Source organism: Enterobacter sp. 6722112 (assembly GCF_058661685.1).
The window spans coordinates 3,262,061-3,284,007 of the sequence record NZ_JBZWGR010000007.1; the positions used below are offsets into that span (position 1 = coordinate 3,262,061).

Below are 21,947 nucleotides of genomic sequence, written 5' to 3' on the forward strand. Positions count from 1 at the left end.
ATTTTGTTGTCCACCGCCCCGATGTCCCGGGGCTTTTTTTATCGCTACACTTTCAGCGTCAGGAGCGCACCACCAGCGCGTCATAACCGCGCCAGCGATAGTTCGCCATCGAGATCAGCCAGCAGGCGACAAACAGCCCGACCACCACAAATCCGGCGTCGCCCAGGTTATCGTTCACCGCGCCAATCAGATCCCACACGCCGCCGCTGAGGGCGAACTTGTCCATCAGCAGACCCAGCGCTTCCAGGCCGCCGATAAACAGCGCCACCACCACCGAAGTGCCGGTGATGGTCATGTTGTAGTAGAGCTTGCGCTGCGGCTTGTTAAACGCCCAGCCGTAGGCACCCACCATCAGCAGGTTATCGAGCGTATCCACCAGCGCCATGCCGCTGGCGAAGAGCGCCGGGAAGATCATGATCGACCACACCGACATCCCGCTGGAGGCGCTGGCGGCGGAGATCCCCAGCACGCCGATTTCGGTGGCGGTGTCGAACCCCAGGCCGAACAGGAAACCGACCAGGTACATCTGCCAGCTTTTATTGACGAGGCGGAAGGTTTTGCCGAACAGCCAGTTCATGACGCCGCCCTGTGCAGGCAGCGTGATGTCGCCCTGCACGGGATTGCCGTGTTTCAGCGCCTGAAAACTGCGCCAGACGCCGCGCAGGATCACCATATTCACCAGCGCCATCGCCAGCAGGAAGGTGGCGGAGACGGCGGTGCCAATCAGGCTGCCGGTTTCGTGGAACCATGCCATGTTTTTCTGAAACGCCGTGGCGGTAGCGGCGATAGCAATGGAGGCCAGCACCACGATGGTGGAGTGTCCGAGGGAAAACCATGCGCCCACGCCGGACGGGCGCTTGCCCTGCTGCATCATTTTACGCGTCACGGTATCAATCGCGGCGATATGGTCGGCATCCACCGCATGACGCAGTCCGTAACACCAGGCCAGCAGGCTGGCGGCCATCAGCGCCGTACTGCCGCTAAAGGTGTGCCACGCCAGCCCCCAGGCCAGCAGGTTAGCCATCCCGAGAGCCAGCAGCAGGCACGCTGCACGAGGTTCATTGCGTAAAAGTCGTAACATTTTAAATCCCTTGTGAACATGATCGGGCGGCAGCAACCACCGCCTGCCCGAAGGAGATCGCTCCGTCGCCTGCGGGCAGGCGCGAAGGAAAAAGAAGCGTGAAATCAGAAAGGTAATGACGAAGGCGCGCGCGCAGCAGGCGGTTGTGAAGGACGCCTCCGCTGAAACACACCGTCGTGAGCGACCGTCGGCGGGCATGCGTTGCCGCCAGTACGCTCAGCCCTTTTGCCAGCGCATCGTGAAAAGCCCAGGCGCGCTCGCCGGGCTCCGCCCGCCAGGTAAGCCACTGTTGCCAGAACAGCGCAAGGTTATCCGTCTGGAGCGTCACCGGATGATCAACCCCTGCGCAGCGTTCGGCCAGCGCCTCCAGCCGGCACGCGGCTTCGCCCTCATAGCGTTGCGTTTCAATACCCAACGCACAGGCCACAGCGTCGAACAGACGACCACAGGAGGAGGCCCGCGGCGCATTGATACCGCGCGACACAGCCGTTGCCAGCAGCGGCCAGTTTTGACGCTGTACCACCTCAGTTTCCGGGTACTGCTGCCAGTCAGGTACGAACGCCAGACAGTGGGCGAGCAAATTGCGCCACGGCTGTTTTGCCGCCAGATCGCCCCCCGGCAGCGCAACGGCTGGCAGACCGCCCAGCCGTTCGCAGTCGCGATAGTTCACCCGCAGGCACTCGCCGCCCCACAGCGCGCCGTTCTCGCCCATGCCGATCCCGTCCAGGGTCAGGGCAATAACATCCCCGCCGTCGAGCGGCCAGCCATTCTCCGCCAGACACGCTGCCGCATGCGCATGATGATGCAGCACGGTCTCAACGGGCAGCGCCTGCGCCCGGGCCCACAGTCGTGCGTGATAACCCGGATGGGCATCGCACACCACGCGCTCAGGCTGAAAGGCGTAGATGTCCTGCATCGTCGAGAGCGCACTGCGCCACTGCACCTCTACCCCCTCGTCGCTCAGATCGCCAAAATGCTGGCTCAGCACCGCCTGGTTGCCACGCACCAGGCTGAAGGTGTTTTTCATCTCCGCGCCGGTGCATAACATGGGCGGGATGTCGCGGAATCCGGCGGGCAATGTGATGGCATCCGGCACAAAACCGCGTGCGCGACGCAGCATCGTGCCCTCCTGGTCCATCACTGAATCATCCATCCGTTGCAGGATGTCGCGGTTGTGCAGCAGGAAGCCGTCAGCGATGTCACTGAGTTCTTCCAGCGCCTGCTGGTTGCTTATGGCGGGTGGATGGCCGCTGAGGTTGCCGGAGGTCATCACCAGCGGGCGCTGGCAGTCCAGCATCAGCAAATGCTGGAGCGGGTTCGCAGGCAGCATCACGCCGACCGTATCCAGCCCCGGCGCAATCTCCTCAGGAAACGCAGGAAGGCAGGCTTTTGGCGTCAGCACAATCGGCGCAACGGGTGAACGTAACAGCGTCTGGATGGCCTCCGGCAGATCGTCCGCATGCGGGATCATCACCGCCAGCGGCCTGGTCGGGCGCTGCTTGCGTGCCCGTAATTTCCGAACCGCCTGCGGGTTAAGCGCGTCGCAGACCAGGTGAAAACCGCCCAGCCCTTTGACCGCCACAATCCCGCCGCCTTCCAGCATCGCCACCGCCGCGCTTAACGCCGATTCGCGGGTGGCAGCAGCCTCCCCGGCTCGCCACTCCAGCTGCGGTCCGCAATCCGGGCAGGCCACCGGCTGGGCGTGAAAACGCCGGTCAGCCGGGTTGAGGTACTCCGTTTCACAGGGCACACAGAGCGGGAATGGCGCCATTGACGTGGCCGGGCGGTCATAGGGCATGGCGCGGATAATGGTAAACCGCGGCCCGCAGTGGGTGCAGTTGATAAACGGGTAGCGGTAGCGACGTTCGCGGGGATCGCGCATCTCCGCCAGGCATGCGGGACAGGTGGCGGCATCCGGGACGATTTGCGTGTCCATCGCCCCGCTCTCGCTGTGGCGGATGACAAACTCGTCCGGCAGCGTCGTCCAGCTGAACGGCTGCGTTTCAATGCGATCGATGCGCGCCAGCGGTGGGCAGTCCTGGCGCAGTCTCGCGGTAAAGTCACCCCCACTGCCCGCGAGACGCACCAGGACACCCTCTCCGTCGTTGCAGACGTCGCCTGCCAGCCCCAGCTGGTGCGCAAGCTGCCAGACGAAGGGACGAAATCCTACCCCCTGCACCTTGCCGCGCACCCGAAGCTGTACGCCGTTAACGCGCATCGCAATTTAAAACAGCAGCGATGACGAGGTGTCGAACGCCGCGCGGCGGCGTTTTTCGGCACTCATCTGTTCGAGCTTGTCGCGATCGACGCAGACCAGCGCATGCGTCGGACAGGCTTCCATACACGCCGGACCGGCATCGCGGTGGTAGCAGAGGTCACATTTATTGGCTTCGGCTTTCTCCGCGCGTACGCTCAGCCCGATACCGCTGTTGCGCACCACCGGGCGAACCACCACCTCCATCGCGCCATACGGACACGCCACCACACAGGTTTTGCACCCGATGCAGCGCTCCTGCATCACATGCACGAAGCCTTTCTCGCGCTTAATCGCCCCGTTCGGACAGACGTTGGCGCACGGCGCATCTTCGCACTGGCGACAGATAGCGGCGGTAGAAATATTCACGCCTTTAATGACGTGGATGCGCGGCAGGAAGGTATCAGGGGTGAGAGAGGCGCAATCCTGCTCTGCCTGATGGGACACCACGCACGCCACTTCACAGGTACGGCAACCAATGCATTTGCTGGCATCGGCCATAATAAAACGGTTCATCTGCTTCTCCGGCATAACTGTTATGCGCGAAGCTATTCATAAACCGTGCCAATATTTAATGCATTGATTTTTTAGGGAAATTTAAAAGAGAAGGATCTGTCATCGTCATTAGTGACGATGACAGATGTCGACGTCAGCGATGCGGGCCGTCAATGACGGAGTCGCGCAGGATAAGCTCGCCGGAGAAGGTTTGCTGAGGCTTAAACTCACCGCCGTCGAGCATGAAAATCATACGGCTGATGGTCTCCTGAATCATCTCCGTTACTGGAATACGCACGCTGGAGAGGGACGGCACGATATAGGGCGCGATTGCCACATCGTCAAAGCCGATGACGGACACTGCGCCCGGCGTGGCGACGCCGCTCTCGTGCAGCTGCCTGATGGCGCCAATCGCCATGTCGTCGTTACTCGCCACCAGCGCGGTAAACGTTTCGCCGCGGGTGAGCAACTGAGAGACCGCCGCCGCGCCGCTGGCCGGGTTCCACTTCCCTTCGGCGATCAGCGCGTCGCGAACTGCAATCCCGTGCTGCGCCAGCGCGTCCTTGTAGCCGGAAAGACGCTCCACCCCGGTGGGGGAATCCAGCGAACCGGTGATAAACGCAATCTCCCGGTGGCCTTTCGCGATCAGCTGCGATACTGCGTCCTGACACGACGCTTTATGATCGGACCAGACGCTGTGACTGCTGTTTTTCCGCAAACGGCGGTTGAGCACCATGATCGGCTGCTCGCATTTCTCAATGATCTCGTCCAGCGCTTCCACGCTCAGAAAACGCGGATAGATGATTACCGCGTCGCAGCGCATGTCGAGCAGGTACTGGATCGCCTCGCGCTCCTCTTCGGCGCTGTGCTTGCCGTCCGCCAGGATCAGCTGACGCCCCTTCTCTTCCGTCATCCGCGCGGCGTTAAACAGCAGCTCGCTAAAGTAGACCCCATGGTACAGGGTGTTCGTCACCACCAGCCCCAGGGTCTGGGTGCGTTTGGTCGCCAGGTTTCGCGCCAGCAGATTGGGGCGATACCCGCTCTCTTCGATGGCCTGAAACACGCGGTCTTTCGTCTCCTGGCTGACGTAACCGTTCCCCGACAGTACCCGGGAGACCGTCGCTTTTGATACGCCTGCCCGCTTCGCCACTTCCAGCATCGTGGTCATATTATTATTCCGTCTGAACCTGATGGGCGCAGTGTACTGCACCGCAGAAAAATTGTCGCAGCGGCGTTATCACGCTTTTTACGGCCACGAGTGATCGTCATCACGAAACGAAAAAATGCATAAAAAGTGGTCTTGTTTCATTAAAAGAAACTCATGATGATTGTGTGAAACCGGTTTCCTACACTTCTCACAACGATAACAGGATCACATCCGATGGCAAAAAATTACGCTGCGCTGGCGACCGACGTCGTTAGCGCGCTGGGCGGCAAAGAGAACATCGTCGCCGTCACCCACTGTATGACGCGACTGCGCTTCGTCCTGAAAGACGAAAGCCTCACCGACGCCGCACGCCTGAAAAGCATCAGCGGCGTGCTCGGCGTGGTGCGCAACGACAACCAGTGTCAGGTGATCATCGGCAACACCGTGTCCCAGGCATACCGTGAAGTGGTGAGCCTGCTGCCCGCTAACCTGCAACCTGCCGTAGCGGAAGGTCCACAGAAGCTCACGCTGCGCCGGATTGGCGCCGGGATCCTCGACGCGCTGATCGGCACCATGTCTCCGCTGATCCCGGCGATCATCGGCGGGTCGATGGTCAAGCTGCTGGCGATGATCCTTGAGATGACCGGCGTGCTGGGCAAAGGCGACCCGACGCTGACGATCCTGACCGTTATCGGCGATGGCGCGTTCTTCTTCCTGCCGCTGATGGTGGCGGCGTCCGCGGCGGTGAAGTTCAAAACCAACATGTCGCTGGCGATTGCCATCGCGGGCGTGCTGGTTCACCCGAGCTTTATCGAGCTGATGGCTAAGGCCGCGCAGGGTGAGCACGTTGAGTTCGCCTTCATTCCGGTGACGGCGGTGAAATACACCTACACCGTTATCCCGGCGCTGGTGATGACCTGGTGCCTGTCCTATATCGAACGCTGGGTGGATCGCATTACCCCGGCGGTGACCAAAAACTTCCTTAAGCCGATGCTGATCGTGCTGATTGCCGCCCCGCTCGCCATCGTACTGATTGGCCCGCTCGGGATCTGGATCGGCAGCGCCATCTCCGCGCTGGTCTACACCATTCACGGCTATCTGGGCTGGCTCTCCGTTGCCATTATGGGCGCGCTGTGGCCGCTGCTGGTGATGACCGGGATGCACCGCGTGTTTACGCCGACCATCATCCAGACCATTGCCGAAACGGGCAAAGAAGGGATGGTGATGCCGTCGGAAATCGGCGCCAACCTGTCGCTCGGCGGTTCGTCGCTGGCGGTGGCGTGGAAAACCAAAAATCCGGAGCTGCGCCAGACGGCGCTGGCCGCGGCGGCCTCCGCCATCATGGCGGGGATCTCTGAACCGGCCCTGTACGGCGTAGCGGTACGCCTGAAGCGTCCGCTGATTGCGAGCCTGATCAGCGGCTTTATCTGCGGCGCGGTGGCAGGCATGGCAGGCCTTGCCAGCCATTCGATGGCGGCGCCGGGGCTGTTTACCAGCGTGCAGTTCTTCGACCCGGCCAACCCGATGACCATCGTCTGGGTGTTTGGCGTGATGGGTCTGGCGGTAGTGCTGTCGTTCGTGCTAACCCTGCTGTTAGGGTTTGAGGATATCCCGGTAGAAGACGAAGCCGAAAAAGCACGCGCCCTGCAAACCGCACCGGTACAGAACAAAGCAGCAGAAGCATAAACTGAAAGCGAGGTAAGAATGTCTGTTTTTCCACAAGGATTTTTATGGGGCGGCGCGCTTGCCGCCAACCAGAGTGAAGGGGCTTACCGTGAAGGCGGCAAAGGACTGACGACGGTCGACATGATCCCCCACGGCGCAAACCGTCTGGCGGTAAAAGTCGGCAAGGAAAAACGGTTTTCGTTGCGGGACGACGAATTCTACCCGAGCCACGAGGCGATTGATTTTTACCATCGCTACAAAGAAGACATCGCCCTGATGGCGGAGATGGGCTTTACGGTGTTCCGCACCTCGATTGCCTGGAGCCGCCTCTACCCGAACGGCGACGAACCGCTGCCGAATCAGGAAGGCATTGCCTTCTACCGCGCGGTGTTCGAGGAGTGTAAAAAGTACAACATCGAGCCGCTGGTGACGCTCTGCCACTTCGACGTGCCGATGCACCTGGTGACGGAGTACGGCTCCTGGCGCAACCGTAAGATGGTGGATTTCTTCGCCCGCTACGCCCGCACCTGCTTCGAGGCGTTTAACGGGCTGGTGAAATACTGGCTGACCTTCAACGAAATCAACATCATGCTGCACAGCCCGTTCTCCGGCGCGGGGCTGGTATTTGAAGAAGGTGAAAACGAAGATCAGGTGAAATACCAGGCCGCACACCACGAGCTGGTGGCGAGCGCGCTGGCGACCAAAATTGCCCACGAGGTGAACCCGGAAAACCAGGTCGGTTGTATGCTGGCGGGCGGCAATTTTTACCCCTGGTCCTGCAAGCCGGAAGACGTGTGGATGGCGCTGGAAAAAGACCGCGAGAACCTGTTCTTTATCGACGTGCAGGCGCGCGGCAGCTATCCGGCCTACTCTGCCCGCGTGTTCCGCGAAAAAGGGGTAGTGATTGTTAAAGACCCTGCCGACGACGAGTTGCTGAAGAACACCGTCGACTTTGTCTCTTTCAGCTATTACGCCTCGCGCTGTGCGTCGGCGGACATGAACGCGGGCAACACCAGCGCGGCGAACATCGTGAAGTCCCTGCGCAACCCGCACATTCAGGTGAGCGAATGGGGCTGGGGCATTGACCCGCTCGGCCTGCGCATCACCATGAACATGATGTACGACCGCTACCAGAAGCCGCTGTTCCTGGTGGAAAACGGCCTTGGAGCGAAGGACGTCATTGATGAAAACGGCGAGATCAACGACGACTACCGCATCAGCTACCTGCGCGAGCATATCCGCGCAATGGGCGACGCGATTGAGGACGGCGTACCGCTGCTGGGCTACACCACCTGGGGCTGTATTGACCTGGTGTCAGCCTCAACGGGTGAGATGAGCAAGCGCTACGGGTTTGTCTACGTTGACCGCGACGACGCGGGGAACGGCACGCTGGACCGCAAGCGCAAGAAATCATTCTGGTGGTATAAGAAGGTGATTGCGAGTAACGGGGGGGATCTGGAGTAGCCTGTTGCCCTCACCCCAGCCCTCTCCCACAGGGAGAGGGGGATGGGTTTGGTAGGCCGGGTAAGGCGAAGCCGCCACCCGGCACTGCTCAGAGCTGAGAAAATCCCCCATCCCCAACCCACCCGGCAAGCCGTGAATAGACCACGTCCACCGCCTCTTTCACCGGCTGCGTCATCGGGTAATAGAACCCGACAATGTCCGGCTGAATCCCCAGAAACAGCACCTCACCCACGTCGTCTTTAATCTGATCGACCAGGTAGTTCAGCGGCATATTGTGCGTCGTCATCATAAACATTTCGGCGATGTCGTCCGGGTCAATCAGGCGGATCTCACCGGGGTTGAGCCCCATATCGGTGGCATCAACGATTAACAGCCTGTCCGGGCGCAGCTCGCGAATGGCCACCACGTCGTTTTCCGGCGCGCTGCCGCCGTCAATCACCACCCAGCTGCCCGGCGGGTTTGCGGCGCACAGTTCCGCCAGCAGCGGACCCGCGCCGTCGTCGCCCATCATGCTGTTGCCGACACACAGTAAAACGTCAGTCACGTAATCTCCTCACCATCAGGTAGATGGCGCTCTCCTGATGAATATCGTGCAGCATGCTAAGCAGCGTTTTGCTCCACGCCTGCTGCTCGGGGGTTTGCCTGCTCAGCGCCTCGTCAAAGGCGTTGGCGAGCATCGCAATGTGGTTGGCGTCGATCACGATCTCGCCGTACTTCGGCACGCCTTCCATTTTGCGCCGCGCCGTGCTGCCCTCCTCCAGCGTGGCGATCCACGCCAGGTAATCGGCCCACGGGCAGCTCAGCGCCGCCTCCAGGCAGTCGATCACCCCGAGGTGATGCCCAATCGCCAGGCTGTAATAGACCACCTGCTGCGCCGCAGCCGGCGTGGCATCGTTCTCATCAATAAACTTACGGCTCAGCTGGCTGAACACCACCGTTTCACTCATCGGATACGCGCCTCATCCACGATGCTGTTCAGGTTCGCCACGATCTCATTGAGTCGCGGATCGTTTTCCGCCTCCAGCCAGCGCGCCACCTGATGGTCGCCCTGGCTCAGCAGGCGCAGATAATCGTCGGCAATCTGGCGGCCATAGCGGTAGCCCGCCAGCCTGCGCGCCGTGCGGTCGATCTTCACCCGCAGCGGCTGCACCATATCCGGGTGCAGGATAGTGGCTGGCTGGTTGTCCAGCTCGCCCGGCTCGCGGGCGTGGATTTTCTGCTCCAGCAGGCCGAGCGCCATGGCAAAACCGTACAGCGTCGCGGCGGGCGTCGGCGGGCAGCCCGGAATGTAGACGTCCACCGGTACGATTTTGTCGGTGCCGCCCCAGACGCAGTACAGGTCGTGGAAGATGCCGCCGCTGTTGCCGCAGGCACCGTACGAGATGCAGATTTTCGGGTCCGGCGCGGACTGCCAGGCGCGCAGCGCGGGGGATCGCATGGCGCGGGTGACGGCCCCGGTAAACAGCAGAATGTCCGCATGGCGCGGAGACGGCACCACTTTGATGCCGAAGCGCTCGGCGTCAAACAGCGGTGACAGCGTGGCGAAGATCTCAATCTCGCAGCCGTTGCAGCCGCCGCAGTCCACGCGGTAGACGTAGGCCGAGCGTTTGATTTTTTTCAGCAGCGACGCCTTCATGCTGGCGATGGATTCGTCCACCGTCATCGGCACCGGAATGCCGTTAGCGTCGCGCGGGCCGAGTAAGTTTTCCATCAGCTGGCCTCTCTCATATGGCGGGTGATATCAATACGGTCGGACGGCAGCAGGCACTTCTGACGCTTGCACTCCGGGCAGGTTTCGAAGCTTTCGCGGTGATGCTCCGCGCGGACGTCGCCGTTGTGCTTCAGCAGCGCGATGGCGTAGTCGATCTCTTTTTGCACGGCGAACGGACGCTTGCAGACGCGGCAGTTGCACAGCGCAAAGCGCGACTGCTGGAGGAAGTCCTCTTTTTTCCACACCGCCAGCTCGTACTCCTGAGACAGGCGAATGGCCACCGTCGGGCAGACCTCCTCGCAGCGGCCGCAGAAGATGCAGCGCCCGAGGTTAAACTGCCAGGCCAGCTCGCCGGTTTTCAGGTCCGTTTCCACCGTTAAGGCATTCGACGGGCAGGCGTTGACGCAGGCCGCGCAGCCGATGCACTGCTGCGGATTGTGCTCCGGCTTGCCGCGAAAGTTTTTATCCACCGGCATCGGCTCCAGCGGATAGCTGCTGGTCTGCGTGCCGGTTTTGATCACTTTTTTGATAAAGGTAAACATGGCGAGTCCTTATTTCAGCGGCGAGTTTTTACGCTCAATGCTGTAGCGCTCAAGCTCTTTGTACGGCACCACCTGGCTTTTCTTCTTGCGCACGTCCACGACGGTCATGCGGTCGGTGCAGGAGTAGCACGGGTCGAGGCTGCCGATGATCAGCGGCGCATCGGAAACCGTGTTGCCGCGCAGCATGTAGCGCAGGGTTGGCCAGTTGGCGTAGGTGGCCGCGCGGCAACGCCAGCGGTAGAGCTTCTGGTTGTCGCCGGTCATGCTCCAGTGGATGTCGTCCCCGCGCGGCGCTTCGGCAAAGCCGAGGGCAAAGCGGTTTGGAATGTAGGTGAAGCCTTCCACCATCAGCGGGCCGCCCGGCAGGTTATCGAGGCCGTAGTCGATCATGTTCAGCGCGGTGAATACCTCGTTGATGCGCACCTTCAGGCGGGAGATGACGTCGCAGCCCTGTTCGCTGTGCACGGTCATCGGCAGCAGGCCGTAGCCGACGAACGGGTGATCGGCGCGGGTATCGCGGGCGTGGCCGCTGGCGCGCACCATCGGACCAACGTTACTGAAGTCGCGGGCGATTTCCGGGTCAAGACGACCAATCCCGACGGTGCGCTGCTCAATGTTTGGCGTGCTGAGCAGCATGTCCACCAGCTCCTGCACGTCCCGCCGCATCTGCTGCGCCAGCTGGCGGGTCTGGATCATGTCGTCTTTCAGCAGGTCGCGGCGGATCCCGCCGATCAGGTTCAGGCCGTAGGTTTTACGCGCCCCGGTAAGGATCTCCGCCATCTTCATCGACGCCTCGCGCACGCGGAAGAACTGCATAAACCCGGAGTCAAAGCCGACGAAGTGGCAGGCCAGGCCGAGGTTGAGCAGGTGCGAGTGCAGGCGCTCCACCTCCAGCAGAATGGCGCGGATCATCTGCGCGCGTTCCGGCACCACGATCCCCATGCCGTTTTCCACAGAGGTGGTGTAGGCGGTGCTGTGGGCAAAGCCGCAGATGCCGCATACGCGGTCAGAGAGGAACGTGACTTCGTTGTAGCCCATGCGGGTCTCCGCCAGCTTCTCCATGCCGCGGTGGACGTAGAACAGGCGGTAGTCGGCGTCGATAATGTTCTCGCCGTCGACGAACAGGCGGAAGTGGCCCGGTTCGTCGGAGGTAACGTGCAGCGGGCCAATCGGCACCACGTTATTCTTCTTGCTGCCCAGCTCGTTGATGAACTCGTAGGTTTCGCTGTCGGTGGTCGGGGCCGGGCGCTGGCGGTAGTCCATGCTGTCCTTGCGCAGCGGATAGAGTTCATCCGGCCAGTCGTCCGGCAGCACCAGGCGACGCTCGTCAGGCAGGCCAACCGGCACCAGACCATACATGTCACGCACTTCGCGCTCGCCCCAGACGGCGGCAGGCACGCGCGGCGTGACGGAGGGGTATTCCGGTTTAGCCGGATCGACCTCTACGCGCACGGTGAGCCAGCACTTCTCCCCCTGCTCCATCGACATCACGTAGTACACCGCATAGTTGCCACACAGCTGACGCTCGTCGTTGCCGAACAGCACTGACAGCCAGCCGCCCTGCTGGTAGTAGAGAAACTCCACCACTTCCGGCAGATAGTTCACCTTAATGGTGACGGTGATCTGGTCTTTGGTTTGCCAGGACTCCTCCAGCACCACGCCCGGGAAAGCCTGATGCAATGCGGCGAGATACTGCTGACCTTTCTTTTCTTCAGACATAAACACTCTCTTTAATCACGCCACCAGCAAGGAGACGAACGCTAAAAATGCAAAACCAAAACCGGCCCAGGTGATGCGTGACGTTTCAACAAAACGCAGGCGCGCCATGCTGTTTTCAAACAGGGCAATCACCAGCACGCCGATAAGCAGCTTGAGCACAGCCACCACCACGGCCAGCAGCAGGCCGCCCGCAGAGAAGTGCGTCATCTGCCCCCACGGGAAGAAAACGCCGACGAACATCTGCAACACCACCAGCTGCTTGAGGCTGATGCCCCACTTCAGCACCGCAAAGCCGTAGCCGCTGTATTCGGTGAGCGGCCCCTCCTGTAATTCCTGCTCCGCTTCCGCGAGATCGAACGGCAACTTGCCCATCTCGATAAAGGTGGCGAACGCGCAGGCGCAGAGCGCCAGCACCAGCGGGAGAGAACGTGAAACCGGCCAGTGGTAAACGGTGTCGGTGATGAAACTGATGTGGGTCGAGCCTGCAACCTGCGCGGCGACCCACAGCCCCAGCAGCAGAATTGGCTCAACCAGCACGCCGAGCATCGCCTCGCGGCTGGCGCCGATACCCGTAAACGGGCTGCCGGTATCCAGACCCGCAATCGCAAAGAAGAAACGCGCGATGGCGAAGAGGTAGATCAGCGTAATCAGATCGCCCAGCACCGGCAGCGGCGAGCCCACCGTCACCACCGGCAGCGCGGTGGCGATGGTCAGCATCACGCCCACCATCACAAACGGCGTCAGGCGGAACACCCAGCCTGCGGCGTCCGGCGCGACGCTCTGACGGGAAAGCAGTTTGAAGAGATCGCGGTACTCCTGGAGCACGCCAGGCCCGCGACGGTTGTGCAGCCGGGCGCGCGCCACGCGCGTGATGCCCGACAGCAGCGGCGCGGCGGCGAACAGCACCAGCGCCTGAAGAATTGCCAGTAACAGACTCATGTCAGGCTCCTCGTGAAATGACAATCACCACCAGCACCGCCAGCTCGATCAGCGCCAGGCGGCGGAACAGCACGGGCACGGCGGCACCCTGCCAGCCCGGCACCCAGCCCACCGGGTTCAGCCAGTGGCGCAGCTTCAGCACGGCGGCAAAGTTCTCCTTCACCGGCATGGCGAAACCGTGGGCGGTGATGACCATCGACTGCTCGTGTTCGTAGCCGCAGGCCCACGCCGCGCCGCGCGAGCGGGAGGCGAGACGGTCGCGTCTGAAGAACAGCATCAGCACGAACGGCAGGAGCGGCGCGGCAATCAGCAGCAGCGCCATCATCGGCTGGGAAACGACGGTATGCGCCGTGACCAGCGGCAGCGGAATGGCGTGGCCCAGCAGCGGCAGCAGCCACGGCGCGGCAACCCCACCCGCGATGCAGCACAGCGCCAGCGCGACCACGCTGGTGGCCATCAGTACCGGGGCGCAGCAGGCGTTCTCAGCCTCACGCGTACGCGGCGCGCCCAGGAAGGTGACGCCGTAAACCTTCGCCATACACATCACCGCCAGCGCGCCGGTGATCGCCAGGCCCACCGCCAGCAGCGGGCCGAGTAAACGCCCGATAAACGCCTCGCTCTGGCCGAGGGCGAAGAAGGACTGATAAATCACCCACTCGCCGGCAAAGCCGTTCAGCGGCGGCAGCGCAGCCATCGCCATCAGCCCGACCAGCATCGCCAGCGAAATGACGGGCATTTTTTTGCCAATCCCACCGAGCTTTTCAATATCGCGGTGCCCTGTGCGGAACCAGACGCTACCCGCGCCGAGGAACAGGGTGCTTTTAAACAGGCTGTGGTTGATGAGGTGATACAGACCGCCAATAAACCCGGCGGCAATTAGTGTCGGCTGGTTGAGCGCCAGCCCGGTGACGCCCGCGCCCATGCCGAGCAGGATAATCCCGATGTTCTCCAGGGTGTGGTACGCCAGCAGACGCTGGATGTTGTGCTCCATCAGCGCGTAGAGGCCACCGACGAACGCGGTGATCATCCCCGCAATCAGCAGCGCCACGCCCCACCACAGCGGCGGCTGACCGCCCGACAGGGTTATCATCAGGATGCCGAACAGACCGACCTTCATCACCACGGTGGAGAACAGCGCAGCGGCCGGGGCTGAGGCATTGGCATGCGCCTGCGGCACCCAGCCGTGCAGCGGGATTATCCCGGCCAGCAGGCCAAAACCGACTACGCCCAACAGCCAGACGTCGTTGCCCAGCGGCTGGCCGTTAAGCACGGCAAAATCCAGCGTGCCGAAACGCTGCCACACCAGCCAGCAGGCCAGCGCCAGCAGCAGCGTACCGAGACGTCCGAGCGCAAACCACAGCTTGCCGGAGGCGCTGCATCCGGTCAGGAACACGCCGCACAGGGCCATGATTTCTGCCATCACCACCAGCGCGCCGAGGTTGCTGGCGATAACGGTACAGACCGCGGCGGCCATCAACAGGTTAACCAGCAGGCCGTTGGCTTTGGTGTGCTGATGTCGGTGCCAGTCGACATTAAACAGGCTGATAAACAGCCCGCACAGGCCAAAGGTTATCAGCCAGATGGCGTTCAGCGGCGTAAGCTCAACGGCGTGGTGAATCAGCGGGATGAGGGTGTCAACAGACTGGCCGTCGATCAGGACAACCCCGCCCGCCGCCAGCGTCATCAGGCTGCCGACCGCCCCGCCGATACCGGCGATCGCGCCGCTCAGCGTTTTATGGAAGGAGAGAAGCAGCGCCAGGACAGCGGCGGCGGCAAACCAGGCCACACCGCTGGTCATCATAACTATCGCGTTCATTTCGCCCCCTCGTTAAGCGCCCGCAGCAGCGAAAGATCGCCGACGTCGGTATTGATGGTCAGCTCGCGCTTGCGTTTGCTGGTGCGAGCGATGTCGCGGATGTTGACCAGGACCAGCGCCCGGGTCGGGCAGGTCCGCACGCAGGCCGGACCCTGCTCATCGAAGCTGCACAGATCGCACTTCACCGCAACGGCGCGAATGCCCGGCACCCAGTCCAGCAGCGTACTCACGCGTGCCGGAGCCGGTGGCGCAGGCGGCGCTTTCGCAGTATTAGCATTCGCCGGAATATGCAGCGGACGGCTGCCGGAAAACTCAATGGCGCCGAACGGACAGGCGATGCCGCACAGCTTGCAGCTCACGCACAGGCTTTCGTTCAGCTGTACCGCGCCGTCAACGCGGGTGATGGCATTGACAGGACAGACGCCCGCGCACGGGGCGTCTTCACAGTGGTGACAGAGCTGCGGGGCAGACTCTTTCTCATTACGCATGACGCGCAGGCGCGGCATGGACTGTAGCCCGTGCAGGCGGTGCGTTTCCGAGCACGCCGCCTCACAGGTCCGACAGCCAATACAGACCGTCGAGTCAGCAATTACAAAACGGTTCACCGGGTCATCCTCTGGTGATGGTCATTTTTGACGAAAAAAAACTGTCTTATCGACACTTCTCGACACTCGTTTTTCAGGCCACGTTCGCGGAGGATTTTCCGTCGATCAGCTGTTTCAGGTTGACTGGCCTGTCATGCTCAACGGCGGCGTAGAGGCCGTTGTAAACCGGCGCGATTTTCTCCAGATAGTGCTCCAGCACCTGCTGGCGATCGCGGTTGCTGACGTGACCGTCCACCATGCCGTCCGCCATCAGCTGCGCCCGGGCGATGCAGTGCCTGTCTCCCTCTTTCGTCTCGACGTAGTACTCAATCGTGTGGCTGTTGAAGGTCTCCGCCAGGGTGACGTAAATCGTAAAGTGGCCGAACAGGACAAAACGCATATCCCCCTGCGCCGCACAGCTCATGGCGTGATGCAGATGGGCCTTCGACAGCGTGATCCCCTGGATCAGTGAATTGCAGTACAGGTGCCATTGCTCCTGGAGCTGCTGATGACGTTGTGCGATGTAATCCGCTTTTTCGCTAATTTCCCAAATAGTCATAAAAGGTATCCGGTTAATGGAGTTAGCGGCTGTTAGGCAGATTTCGTGCCAGTTTTTAATTTGTTGATTTAAATGGATTTTAAAGAGATGCGCACTGTCACCGCCGCGGTGTCGACGTGTCATTTCGACAGCGTTGACATCGTCACGCCGTAACGCAAATCAAGCTGGCACCGTTATTGCATTGAAGGGGCAATTCATTAAGGAGGCGTCATGCACGAAATCACCCTCTGCCAGCGGGCACTGGAACTTATCGAACAGCAGGCAGTGCAAAACCACGCGAAACGCGTCACCGGCGTCTGGCTGAAGGTCGGGGCGTTTTCCTGCGTCGAGACCAGCGCCCTCACCTTCTGTTTTGAGCTGGTGTGCCGCGGCACGCTGGCGGAAGGGTGCGAGCTGCATATCGACGAGCAGCAGGCGGAGTGCTGGTGCGAGCAGTGTCAGCAGTACGTCACGCTGCTGTCATCGAAGGTACAGCGCTGTCCGCAGTGCCAGAGCAGCGGGCTGCGCATCGTGGCGGATGACGGTATGCAGATCCAACGCCTCGAAATCGAGAAGGAGTAATGTATGTGTAGTACCTGCGGTTGCGCTGAAGGCAACCTGTATATAGAAGGGGATGAACACCGTCCCCACTCCGCGTTTCGCTCCGCGCCCTTTTCTCCTGCCCCGCGTCCCGCGGCGGCCCTGACCGGCATCACCTTTGCCCCGCAGCGTTCCGACGCGGGCGACCTCCATTACGGCCACGGCGAAGCGGGTACGCACGCGCCGGGCATCAGCCAGCGCCAGATGCTGGAGGTGGAGATCAACGTGCTGGACAAAAATAACCAGCTCGCCGCCCGCAATCGCGCCCGCTTTGCCGCGCGCGAACAGCTGGTGCTGAACCTGGTCTCCAGCCCCGGCTCCGGTAAAACCACGCTGCTGACCGAAACCCTCAAACGGCTGAATAAACGCGTCTCCTGCGCCGTGATCGAAGGCGACCAGCAAACGGTAAACGACGCCGCGCGCATCCGCGAAACCGGTACGCCTGCGATTCAGGTCAACACCGGGAAAGGGTGCCACCTGGACGCGCAGATGATTGCCGACGCCGCCCCGCGCCTGTCGCTGGCGGATAACGGTATCCTGTTTATTGAAAACGTCGGCAACCTGGTCTGCCCGGCAAGCTTCGACCTCGGCGAGCGGCATAAAGTGGCGGTGCTCTCCGTGACCGAAGGGGAAGACAAGCCGCTGAAATATCCGCATATGTTTGCCGCCGCCTCCCTCATGCTGCTGAACAAGGTCGACCTGCTGCCGTACCTGAATTTCGACGTGGATAAGTGCCTGGCTTACGCACGGGAAGTGAACCCGGACATTGAGATCCTGCTGGTTTCCGCCACGCGCGGCGACGGGATGGATGCCTGGCTGAACTGGCTGGAGAACGAACGATGTGCATAGGCGTCCCCGGACAAATTTATTCCATCGACGGCAATCAGGCCAAAGTGGAAGTCTGCGGCATCCTGCGCGATGTCGACCTGACGCTGGTAGGCAGCCACGATGAGACCGGCGCAACGCGTCTCGGCCAGTGGGTGCTGGTCCACGTGGGTTTTGCCATGAGCGTGATTAATGAGGAAGAAGCCCGCGACACGCTGGACGCGCTACAGAATATGTTCGATGTCGAGCCGGACGTGGGCGCCCTGTTGTATGGGGAGGAACGTTAACACATGCGTTACGTTGATGAATATCGCGCGCCTGAGCAGGTGTTGCAGCTTATCGATCGCCTGAAAACCCGCGCCTCGCTGCTGGACTACACGAAAGAAAAACCGCTGCGGATCATGGAGGTGTGCGGCGGACACACCCACGCCATCTTTAAATTTGGCCTCGACCAGCTGCTGCCGGAGAACATCGAGTTTATCCACGGCCCCGGCTGCCCGGTGTGCATGCTGCCGATGGGGCGCATCGACAGCTGTATCGACATCGCCAGCCGCCCCGGTGTGATTTTTTGCACCTTTGGCGACGCCATGCGTGTACCGGGAAAAAATGGCTCGCTGCTCCAGGCGAAGGCGCGCGGCGCAGACGTGCGGATCGTCTACTCACCGATGGATGCCCTGACGCTGGCGATGGCTAATCCTGAGCGTAAGGTCGTCTTTTTCGGGCTGGGTTTTGAAACCACCATGCCCGCCACCGCCATTACCCTCCAGCAGGCGAAAGCCCGCAACGTCACAAACTTTTACTTTTTCTGCCAGCACATCACGCTTATTCCCACGCTGCGCAGCCTGCTTGAAGCGCCGGATAACGGTATCGACGCGTTTCTGGCGCCGGGCCACGTCAGCATGGTGATCGGCACAGAAGCCTACGGTTTTATCGCTGAACAGTACAATCGTCCGTTAGTGGTGGCTGGTTTCGAGCCACTTGATCTACTGCAAGGCGTGACCATGCTGGTTGAGCAGAAAATAGCGGCCCTGAGTGCGGTGGAAAATCAGTATCGTCGCGTGGTGCCCGATGCAGGTAACAGACGGGCACAGCAGGCCATAGCCGACGTGTTTAGCGTCGAAGGCGACAGCGAGTGGCGCGGACTGGGGCTGATTGCCGAATCCGGCGTGCACCTGACGCCCACGTATCGCGCCTTCGACGCCGAAGCGCATTTCCGCCCGCAACCGCAGCAGGTGTGCGACGATCCCCGCGCCCGCTGTGGCGACGTACTCACCGGCAAATGCAAACCTCATCACTGCCCGTTATTTGGCAACGCCTGTAACCCGCAAACCGCGTTTGGCGCGCTGATGGTCTCTTCCGAAGGGGCATGCGCCGCGTGGTATCACTATCGCAACCAGGAGTGTGAAGCATGAACACGGTGGAAATGGCGCACGGAAGCGGTGGACTGGCGATGCAGCAGTTGATTAACCGGCTGTTTATGGAAGCCTTTAATAACCCCTGGCTCGCCGAGCAGGAAGATCAGGCGCGTATTGACCTCGCGACCCTGACCGCCCACGGCGACAGGCTGGCGTTCTCTACCGACAGCTACGTGATTGACCCGCTGTTCTTCCCGGGAGGCGATATCGGCAAGCTCGCCGTCTGCGGCACGGCAAACGACGTCGCCGTCAGCGGCGCGATCCCCCGCTACCTCTCCTGCGGGTTTATCCTCGAAGAAGGGTTACCAATGGAGACGCTCACGGCGGTGGTCAACAGCATGGCGCACACCGCCCGCGAGGCGGGGATCGCCATCGTCACCGGGGATACCAAGGTGGTGCAGCGCGGCGCGGCGGATAAGCTCTTCATCAACACAGCCGGGATGGGCGCGATCCCTGCCGACATTCACTGGGGCGCGCAGCAGCTTTGCGCAGGCGACGTGCTGATTGTCAGCGGCACGCTGGGCTGCCACGGGGCAACCATCCTGAACCTGCGCGAAGGCCTGGGGCTGGATGGCGAGCTGCGCAGTGACTGCGCGGTACTCACGCCGCTGATCCAGACGCTGCGCGACATGCCGGGCGTAAAAGCCCTGCGCGACGCCACGCGGGGCGGCGTGAATGCCGTCGTGCACGAGTTCGCGGCAAGCTGCGGCTGCGGGATTGAGCTGACCGAGCGCGGCCTGCCCGTTAAGCCCGCCGTGCGCGGGCTGTGCGAGCTACTAGGTCTAGACCCGCTTAACTTTGCCAATGAGGGCAAGCTGGTGATCGGCGTGGAACGCGCGGCGGCGGAAGCCGTACTTGCACAGCTGCGCACGCATCCTTTAGGGAAAGACGCGGCCATCATCGGCGACGTGGTTGAGCGCAAAGGGGTGCGCCTGACCGGGCTTTACGGCGTGAAGCGCACGCTGGATCTGCCGCACGCTGAACCGTTACCCCGAATTTGCTAGACCGCGCCAAAAGCGGTCAGCGCTGAATTTCTCTTTTTGCCAGTTTCTATTGGAAAGCAACAATGCCGTATACACCGATGAGCGATCTTGTACAGCAGGGCCTGTTTGACATCACGCGCACACTTTTACAACAGCCCGATCTCGGCGCGCTGAGCGATGCCCTGACGCGGCTGGTCAGGCAATCAGCGCTGGCGGACAGCGCCGCCATTGTGCTCTGGCATAGCGCAACCCACCGCGCGAGTTATTTCTCAACGCGTGATAACGGCAAAATCTTCGAATATGAAGATGAAACGTTTCTGGCCCACGGTCCGGTGCGGCGTATTCTCTCCCGCCCGGAAGCGCTGCACTGCAATTTTGACCAGTTTCGCCAGGCCTGGCCGAAGCTGGCAGAGAGCAATCTTTACCACCCGTTCGGCCACTACAGCATGCTGCCGCTGGCGGTGGAAGGGCAAATTTTTGGCGGCTGCGAGTTTATCCGTGATACCGACCAGCCCTGGAGCGAGGCGGAGTACGAACGCCTGCACACCTTTACCCAGATTGTGGCCGTTGTCGCGGAGCAGATCCAAAGCCGCGTCACCAATAACGTGGACTACGACCTGCTGAGCCGCGAGCGCGATAACTTCCGCATTCTGGTTGCCATCACCAACGCCGTGCTCTCCCGCCTGGACATGGATGAGTTGGTCAGCGAAGTGTCAAAAGAGATCCATCACTATTTTAAAATCGATGCCATCAGCATTGCGCTACGCGGCAACCGGAAAGGCAAGCTGAACATCTACTCCACCCACTACCTTGATGAAGCCAACCCGGCGCACGAGCAGAGCGAAGTGGACGAAGCGGGAACGCTGTCCGAGCGGGTATTTAAAAGCAAAGAGATCCTGCTGCTCAATCTCAATGAACAGGATCCGGTAGCCCCCTACGAGCGGATGTTGTTCAACACCTGGGGCAACAAGATCCAGACCCTGTGCCTGCTGCCGCTGATGTCCGGCAACACCATGCTCGGCGTGCTTAAACTGGCGCAGTGCGATGAGGCCGTATTTACCACCGCCAACCTGAAGCTGCTGCGCCAGATCGCCGAGCGTATCTCCATTGCGCTGGATAACGCCCTCGCCTATCAGGAGATCCACCGCCTGAAGGAGCGGCTGGTGGACGAAAACCTGGCGCTGACCGAGCAGCTCAACAACGTGGACAGCGAGTTTGGCGAAATCATCGGACGCAGCGATGCCATGTACAGCGTCCTTAAGCAGGTGGAAATGGTGGCGCAGAGCGACAGCACGGTGCTGATCCTCGGTGAAACCGGTACCGGGAAAGAGCTGATTGCCCGGGCGATCCACAACCTGAGCAACCGCAACAGCCGCCGGATGGTGAAGATGAACTGCGCGGCGATGCCTGCGGGCTTACTGGAAAGCGACCTGTTCGGCCACGAGCGTGGCGCCTTTACCGGCGCCAGCAGCCAGCGGCTGGGCCGTTTTGAACTGGCGGATAAAAGCTCGTTGTTCCTCGACGAAGTGGGCGATATGCCGCTGGAGCTTCAGCCCAAGCTGCTGCGCGTTTTGCAGGAGCAGGAGTTCGAGCGCCTCGGCAGCAACAAGCTGATCCAGACCGACGTGCGTCTGATTGCCGCCACCAATCGCGATCTGAAAAAAATGGTCGCCGACCGCGAGTTTCGCAGCGATCTTTACTATCGCCTGAACGTCTTCCCGATCTGCCTGCCGCCGCTGCGCGAGCGCCCGGAAGATATTCCGCTGCTGGTGAAAGCCTTTACCGCGAAGATTGCCCGCCGGATGGGGCGAAATATCGACAGTATTCCTGCCGAAACGCTACGCACACTCTCGGCGATGGAGTGGCCGGGGAACGTGCGCGAGCTGGAAAACGTCATTGAACGCGCGGTCCTGCTGACGCGCGGGAACGTGCTCCAACTCTCCCTGCCAGAGGTTACTCTCTCTGAAACGACCGTGACCGCAACCGAGCTTGCGAAAGAGGGAGAAGATGAATATCAGCTCATTATGCGAGTGCTGAAGGAGACCAACGGCGTGGTAGCCGGACCGAAAGGTGCGGCGCAACGGCTGGGGCTGAAGCGTACCACCCTGCTCTCGCGCATGAAGCGTCTGGGAATCGATAAAGAGAGCCTGAATTAACCCGTCATTCCGG

21 protein-coding genes are annotated in these 21,947 nt (G+C 61.2%); 8 read left to right on the plus strand and 13 right to left on the minus strand.

Features of this window, described 5'->3' with window-relative positions; genetic code table 11:
* Positions 1-58: 58 nt before the first annotated feature.
* The 4 genes from AC4OVU_RS17035 to AC4OVU_RS17050 form a co-directional block, all read right to left on the minus strand.
* A complete protein-coding gene (locus AC4OVU_RS17035; protein WP_033487574.1) occupies positions 59-1,081 on the minus strand; it encodes a HoxN/HupN/NixA family nickel/cobalt transporter in 1,023 nt (340 codons plus the stop codon).
* A 1-nt stretch (position 1,082) separates the two neighbouring features.
* On the minus strand, positions 1,083-3,299 hold the full coding sequence (hypF, locus tag AC4OVU_RS17040) for a carbamoyltransferase HypF (RefSeq protein ID WP_110293106.1): 2,217 nt from the start codon (positions 3,297-3,299) through the stop codon (positions 1,083-1,085).
* A 6-nt stretch (positions 3,300-3,305) separates the two neighbouring features.
* Positions 3,306-3,851: an electron transport protein HydN gene (gene hydN, locus AC4OVU_RS17045; RefSeq protein WP_017382793.1), complete on the minus strand. Its 546-nt coding sequence runs from the start codon at positions 3,849-3,851 to the stop codon at positions 3,306-3,308.
* Positions 3,852-3,984: 133 nt separating this feature from the next.
* Positions 3,985-5,022, minus strand: coding sequence for a LacI family DNA-binding transcriptional regulator (locus AC4OVU_RS17050; RefSeq protein WP_322934345.1), 1,038 nt, complete (start codon positions 5,020-5,022; stop codon positions 3,985-3,987).
* 189 nt (positions 5,023-5,211) lie between these two features.
* On the opposite strand from AC4OVU_RS17050, the gene ascF reads away from it, so the two are divergent.
* A complete protein-coding gene (ascF, locus tag AC4OVU_RS17055) occupies positions 5,212-6,663 on the plus strand; it encodes a PTS cellobiose/arbutin/salicin transporter subunit IIBC (protein WP_017382795.1) in 1,452 nt (483 codons plus the stop codon).
* A gap of 18 nt (positions 6,664-6,681) precedes the next feature.
* Positions 6,682-8,106, plus strand: coding sequence for a 6-phospho-beta-glucosidase (locus AC4OVU_RS17060; RefSeq protein WP_110293105.1), 1,425 nt, complete (start codon positions 6,682-6,684; stop codon positions 8,104-8,106).
* An 88-nt stretch (positions 8,107-8,194) separates the two neighbouring features.
* Here AC4OVU_RS17060 and hycI read toward each other — a convergent pair whose 3' ends face one another.
* The 9 genes from hycI to hycA form a co-directional block, all read right to left on the minus strand.
* Entirely contained in the window at positions 8,195-8,650 is a 456-nt protein-coding gene (hycI, locus tag AC4OVU_RS17065; RefSeq protein ID WP_017382797.1) for a hydrogenase maturation peptidase HycI, read from the minus strand.
* Entirely contained in the window at positions 8,643-9,053 is a 411-nt protein-coding gene (locus AC4OVU_RS17070) for a formate hydrogenlyase maturation HycH family protein (protein ID WP_017382798.1), read from the minus strand. The genes hycI and AC4OVU_RS17070 overlap by 8 nt, the downstream gene beginning before the upstream one ends.
* Positions 9,050-9,817, minus strand: coding sequence for an NADH-quinone oxidoreductase subunit B family protein (locus AC4OVU_RS17075; protein ID WP_032669323.1), 768 nt, complete (start codon positions 9,815-9,817; stop codon positions 9,050-9,052). Before AC4OVU_RS17075 ends, AC4OVU_RS17070 begins: the two co-directional genes overlap by 4 nt.
* Complete coding sequence (locus AC4OVU_RS17080; protein WP_110292581.1) at positions 9,817-10,359, minus strand: formate hydrogenlyase complex iron-sulfur subunit; 543 nt, start codon at positions 10,357-10,359, stop codon at positions 9,817-9,819. The genes AC4OVU_RS17075 and AC4OVU_RS17080 overlap by 1 nt, the downstream gene beginning before the upstream one ends.
* Before the next feature lie 9 nt (positions 10,360-10,368).
* Positions 10,369-12,078, minus strand: coding sequence for a formate hydrogenlyase subunit HycE (gene hycE / locus AC4OVU_RS17085; protein WP_015571690.1), 1,710 nt, complete (start codon positions 12,076-12,078; stop codon positions 10,369-10,371).
* Positions 12,079-12,093: 15 nt separating this feature from the next.
* On the minus strand, positions 12,094-13,017 hold the full coding sequence (locus AC4OVU_RS17090) for a respiratory chain complex I subunit 1 family protein (RefSeq protein ID WP_017382801.1): 924 nt from the start codon (positions 13,015-13,017) through the stop codon (positions 12,094-12,096).
* 1 nt (position 13,018) lies between these two features.
* Positions 13,019-14,833 (minus strand): formate hydrogenlyase subunit 3, encoded by a 1,815-nt coding sequence (gene hycC / locus AC4OVU_RS17095; protein ID WP_110292582.1) that lies wholly within the window; start codon positions 14,831-14,833, stop codon positions 13,019-13,021.
* Entirely contained in the window at positions 14,830-15,438 is a 609-nt protein-coding gene (locus AC4OVU_RS17100) for a 4Fe-4S dicluster domain-containing protein (RefSeq protein WP_017382803.1), read from the minus strand. Before AC4OVU_RS17100 ends, hycC begins: the two co-directional genes overlap by 4 nt.
* A 73-nt stretch (positions 15,439-15,511) precedes the next feature.
* Positions 15,512-15,976: a formate hydrogenlyase regulator HycA gene (gene hycA / locus AC4OVU_RS17105; protein WP_017382804.1), complete on the minus strand. Its 465-nt coding sequence runs from the start codon at positions 15,974-15,976 to the stop codon at positions 15,512-15,514.
* Positions 15,977-16,186: 210 nt separating this feature from the next.
* Between hycA and hypA the strand changes: the two genes are divergently transcribed.
* The 6 genes from hypA (at position 16,187) to flhA (ending at position 21,934) form a co-directional block, all read left to right on the plus strand.
* Complete coding sequence (gene hypA, locus AC4OVU_RS17110) at positions 16,187-16,537, plus strand: hydrogenase maturation nickel metallochaperone HypA (protein ID WP_015571694.1); 351 nt, start codon at positions 16,187-16,189, stop codon at positions 16,535-16,537.
* A 3-nt stretch (positions 16,538-16,540) separates the two neighbouring features.
* A complete protein-coding gene (gene hypB, locus AC4OVU_RS17115; RefSeq protein ID WP_045328201.1) occupies positions 16,541-17,404 on the plus strand; it encodes a hydrogenase nickel incorporation protein HypB in 864 nt (287 codons plus the stop codon).
* Positions 17,395-17,667, plus strand: coding sequence for a HypC/HybG/HupF family hydrogenase formation chaperone (locus AC4OVU_RS17120; protein WP_047732514.1), 273 nt, complete (start codon positions 17,395-17,397; stop codon positions 17,665-17,667). Before hypB ends, AC4OVU_RS17120 begins: the two co-directional genes overlap by 10 nt.
* A 3-nt stretch (positions 17,668-17,670) precedes the next feature.
* Positions 17,671-18,792: a hydrogenase formation protein HypD gene (gene hypD, locus AC4OVU_RS17125; protein WP_110292584.1), complete on the plus strand. Its 1,122-nt coding sequence runs from the start codon at positions 17,671-17,673 to the stop codon at positions 18,790-18,792.
* The gene (gene hypE / locus AC4OVU_RS17130) at positions 18,789-19,799 is read left to right on the plus strand and encodes a hydrogenase expression/formation protein HypE (protein ID WP_110292585.1); all 1,011 of its coding nucleotides are present in this window, start codon (positions 18,789-18,791) and stop codon (positions 19,797-19,799) included. Before hypD ends, hypE begins: the two co-directional genes overlap by 4 nt.
* Before the next feature lie 62 nt (positions 19,800-19,861).
* Positions 19,862-21,934, plus strand: a complete 2,073-nt coding sequence (flhA, locus tag AC4OVU_RS17135; protein WP_110292586.1) for a formate hydrogenlyase transcriptional activator FlhA — start codon at positions 19,862-19,864, stop codon at positions 21,932-21,934.
* Positions 21,935-21,947 lie beyond the last annotated feature (13 nt).

Excerpts from the sequence above, each read along its gene's own strand:
- AC4OVU_RS17035 (WP_033487574.1), bottom strand. The coding sequence starts at position 1,081 with ATGTTACGACTTTTACGCAATGAACCTCGTGCAGCGTGCCTGCTGCTG.
- hypF (WP_110293106.1), bottom strand. The coding sequence starts at position 3,299 with ATGCGCGTTAACGGCGTACAGCTTCGGGTGCGCGGCAAGGTGCAGGGG.
- hydN (WP_017382793.1), bottom strand. The coding sequence starts at position 3,851 with ATGAACCGTTTTATTATGGCCGATGCCAGCAAATGCATTGGTTGCCGT.
- ascF (WP_017382795.1), top strand. The coding sequence starts at position 5,212 with ATGGCAAAAAATTACGCTGCGCTGGCGACCGACGTCGTTAGCGCGCTG.
- AC4OVU_RS17060 (WP_110293105.1), top strand. The coding sequence starts at position 6,682 with ATGTCTGTTTTTCCACAAGGATTTTTATGGGGCGGCGCGCTTGCCGCC.
- AC4OVU_RS17070 (WP_017382798.1), bottom strand. The coding sequence starts at position 9,053 with ATGAGTGAAACGGTGGTGTTCAGCCAGCTGAGCCGTAAGTTTATTGAT.
- AC4OVU_RS17075 (WP_032669323.1), bottom strand. The coding sequence starts at position 9,817 with ATGGAAAACTTACTCGGCCCGCGCGACGCTAACGGCATTCCGGTGCCG.
- AC4OVU_RS17080 (WP_110292581.1), bottom strand. The coding sequence starts at position 10,359 with ATGTTTACCTTTATCAAAAAAGTGATCAAAACCGGCACGCAGACCAGC.
- hycE (WP_015571690.1), bottom strand. The coding sequence starts at position 12,078 with ATGTCTGAAGAAAAGAAAGGTCAGCAGTATCTCGCCGCATTGCATCAG.
- AC4OVU_RS17090 (WP_017382801.1), bottom strand. The coding sequence starts at position 13,017 with ATGAGTCTGTTACTGGCAATTCTTCAGGCGCTGGTGCTGTTCGCCGCC.
- hycC (WP_110292582.1), bottom strand. The coding sequence starts at position 14,833 with ATGAACGCGATAGTTATGATGACCAGCGGTGTGGCCTGGTTTGCCGCC.
- hycA (WP_017382804.1), bottom strand. The coding sequence starts at position 15,976 with ATGACTATTTGGGAAATTAGCGAAAAAGCGGATTACATCGCACAACGT.
- hypA (WP_015571694.1), top strand. The coding sequence starts at position 16,187 with ATGCACGAAATCACCCTCTGCCAGCGGGCACTGGAACTTATCGAACAG.
- hypB (WP_045328201.1), top strand. The coding sequence starts at position 16,541 with ATGTGTAGTACCTGCGGTTGCGCTGAAGGCAACCTGTATATAGAAGGG.
- AC4OVU_RS17120 (WP_047732514.1), top strand. The coding sequence starts at position 17,395 with ATGTGCATAGGCGTCCCCGGACAAATTTATTCCATCGACGGCAATCAG.
- hypD (WP_110292584.1), top strand. The coding sequence starts at position 17,671 with ATGCGTTACGTTGATGAATATCGCGCGCCTGAGCAGGTGTTGCAGCTT.
- hypE (WP_110292585.1), top strand. The coding sequence starts at position 18,789 with ATGAACACGGTGGAAATGGCGCACGGAAGCGGTGGACTGGCGATGCAG.
- flhA (WP_110292586.1), top strand. The coding sequence starts at position 19,862 with ATGCCGTATACACCGATGAGCGATCTTGTACAGCAGGGCCTGTTTGAC.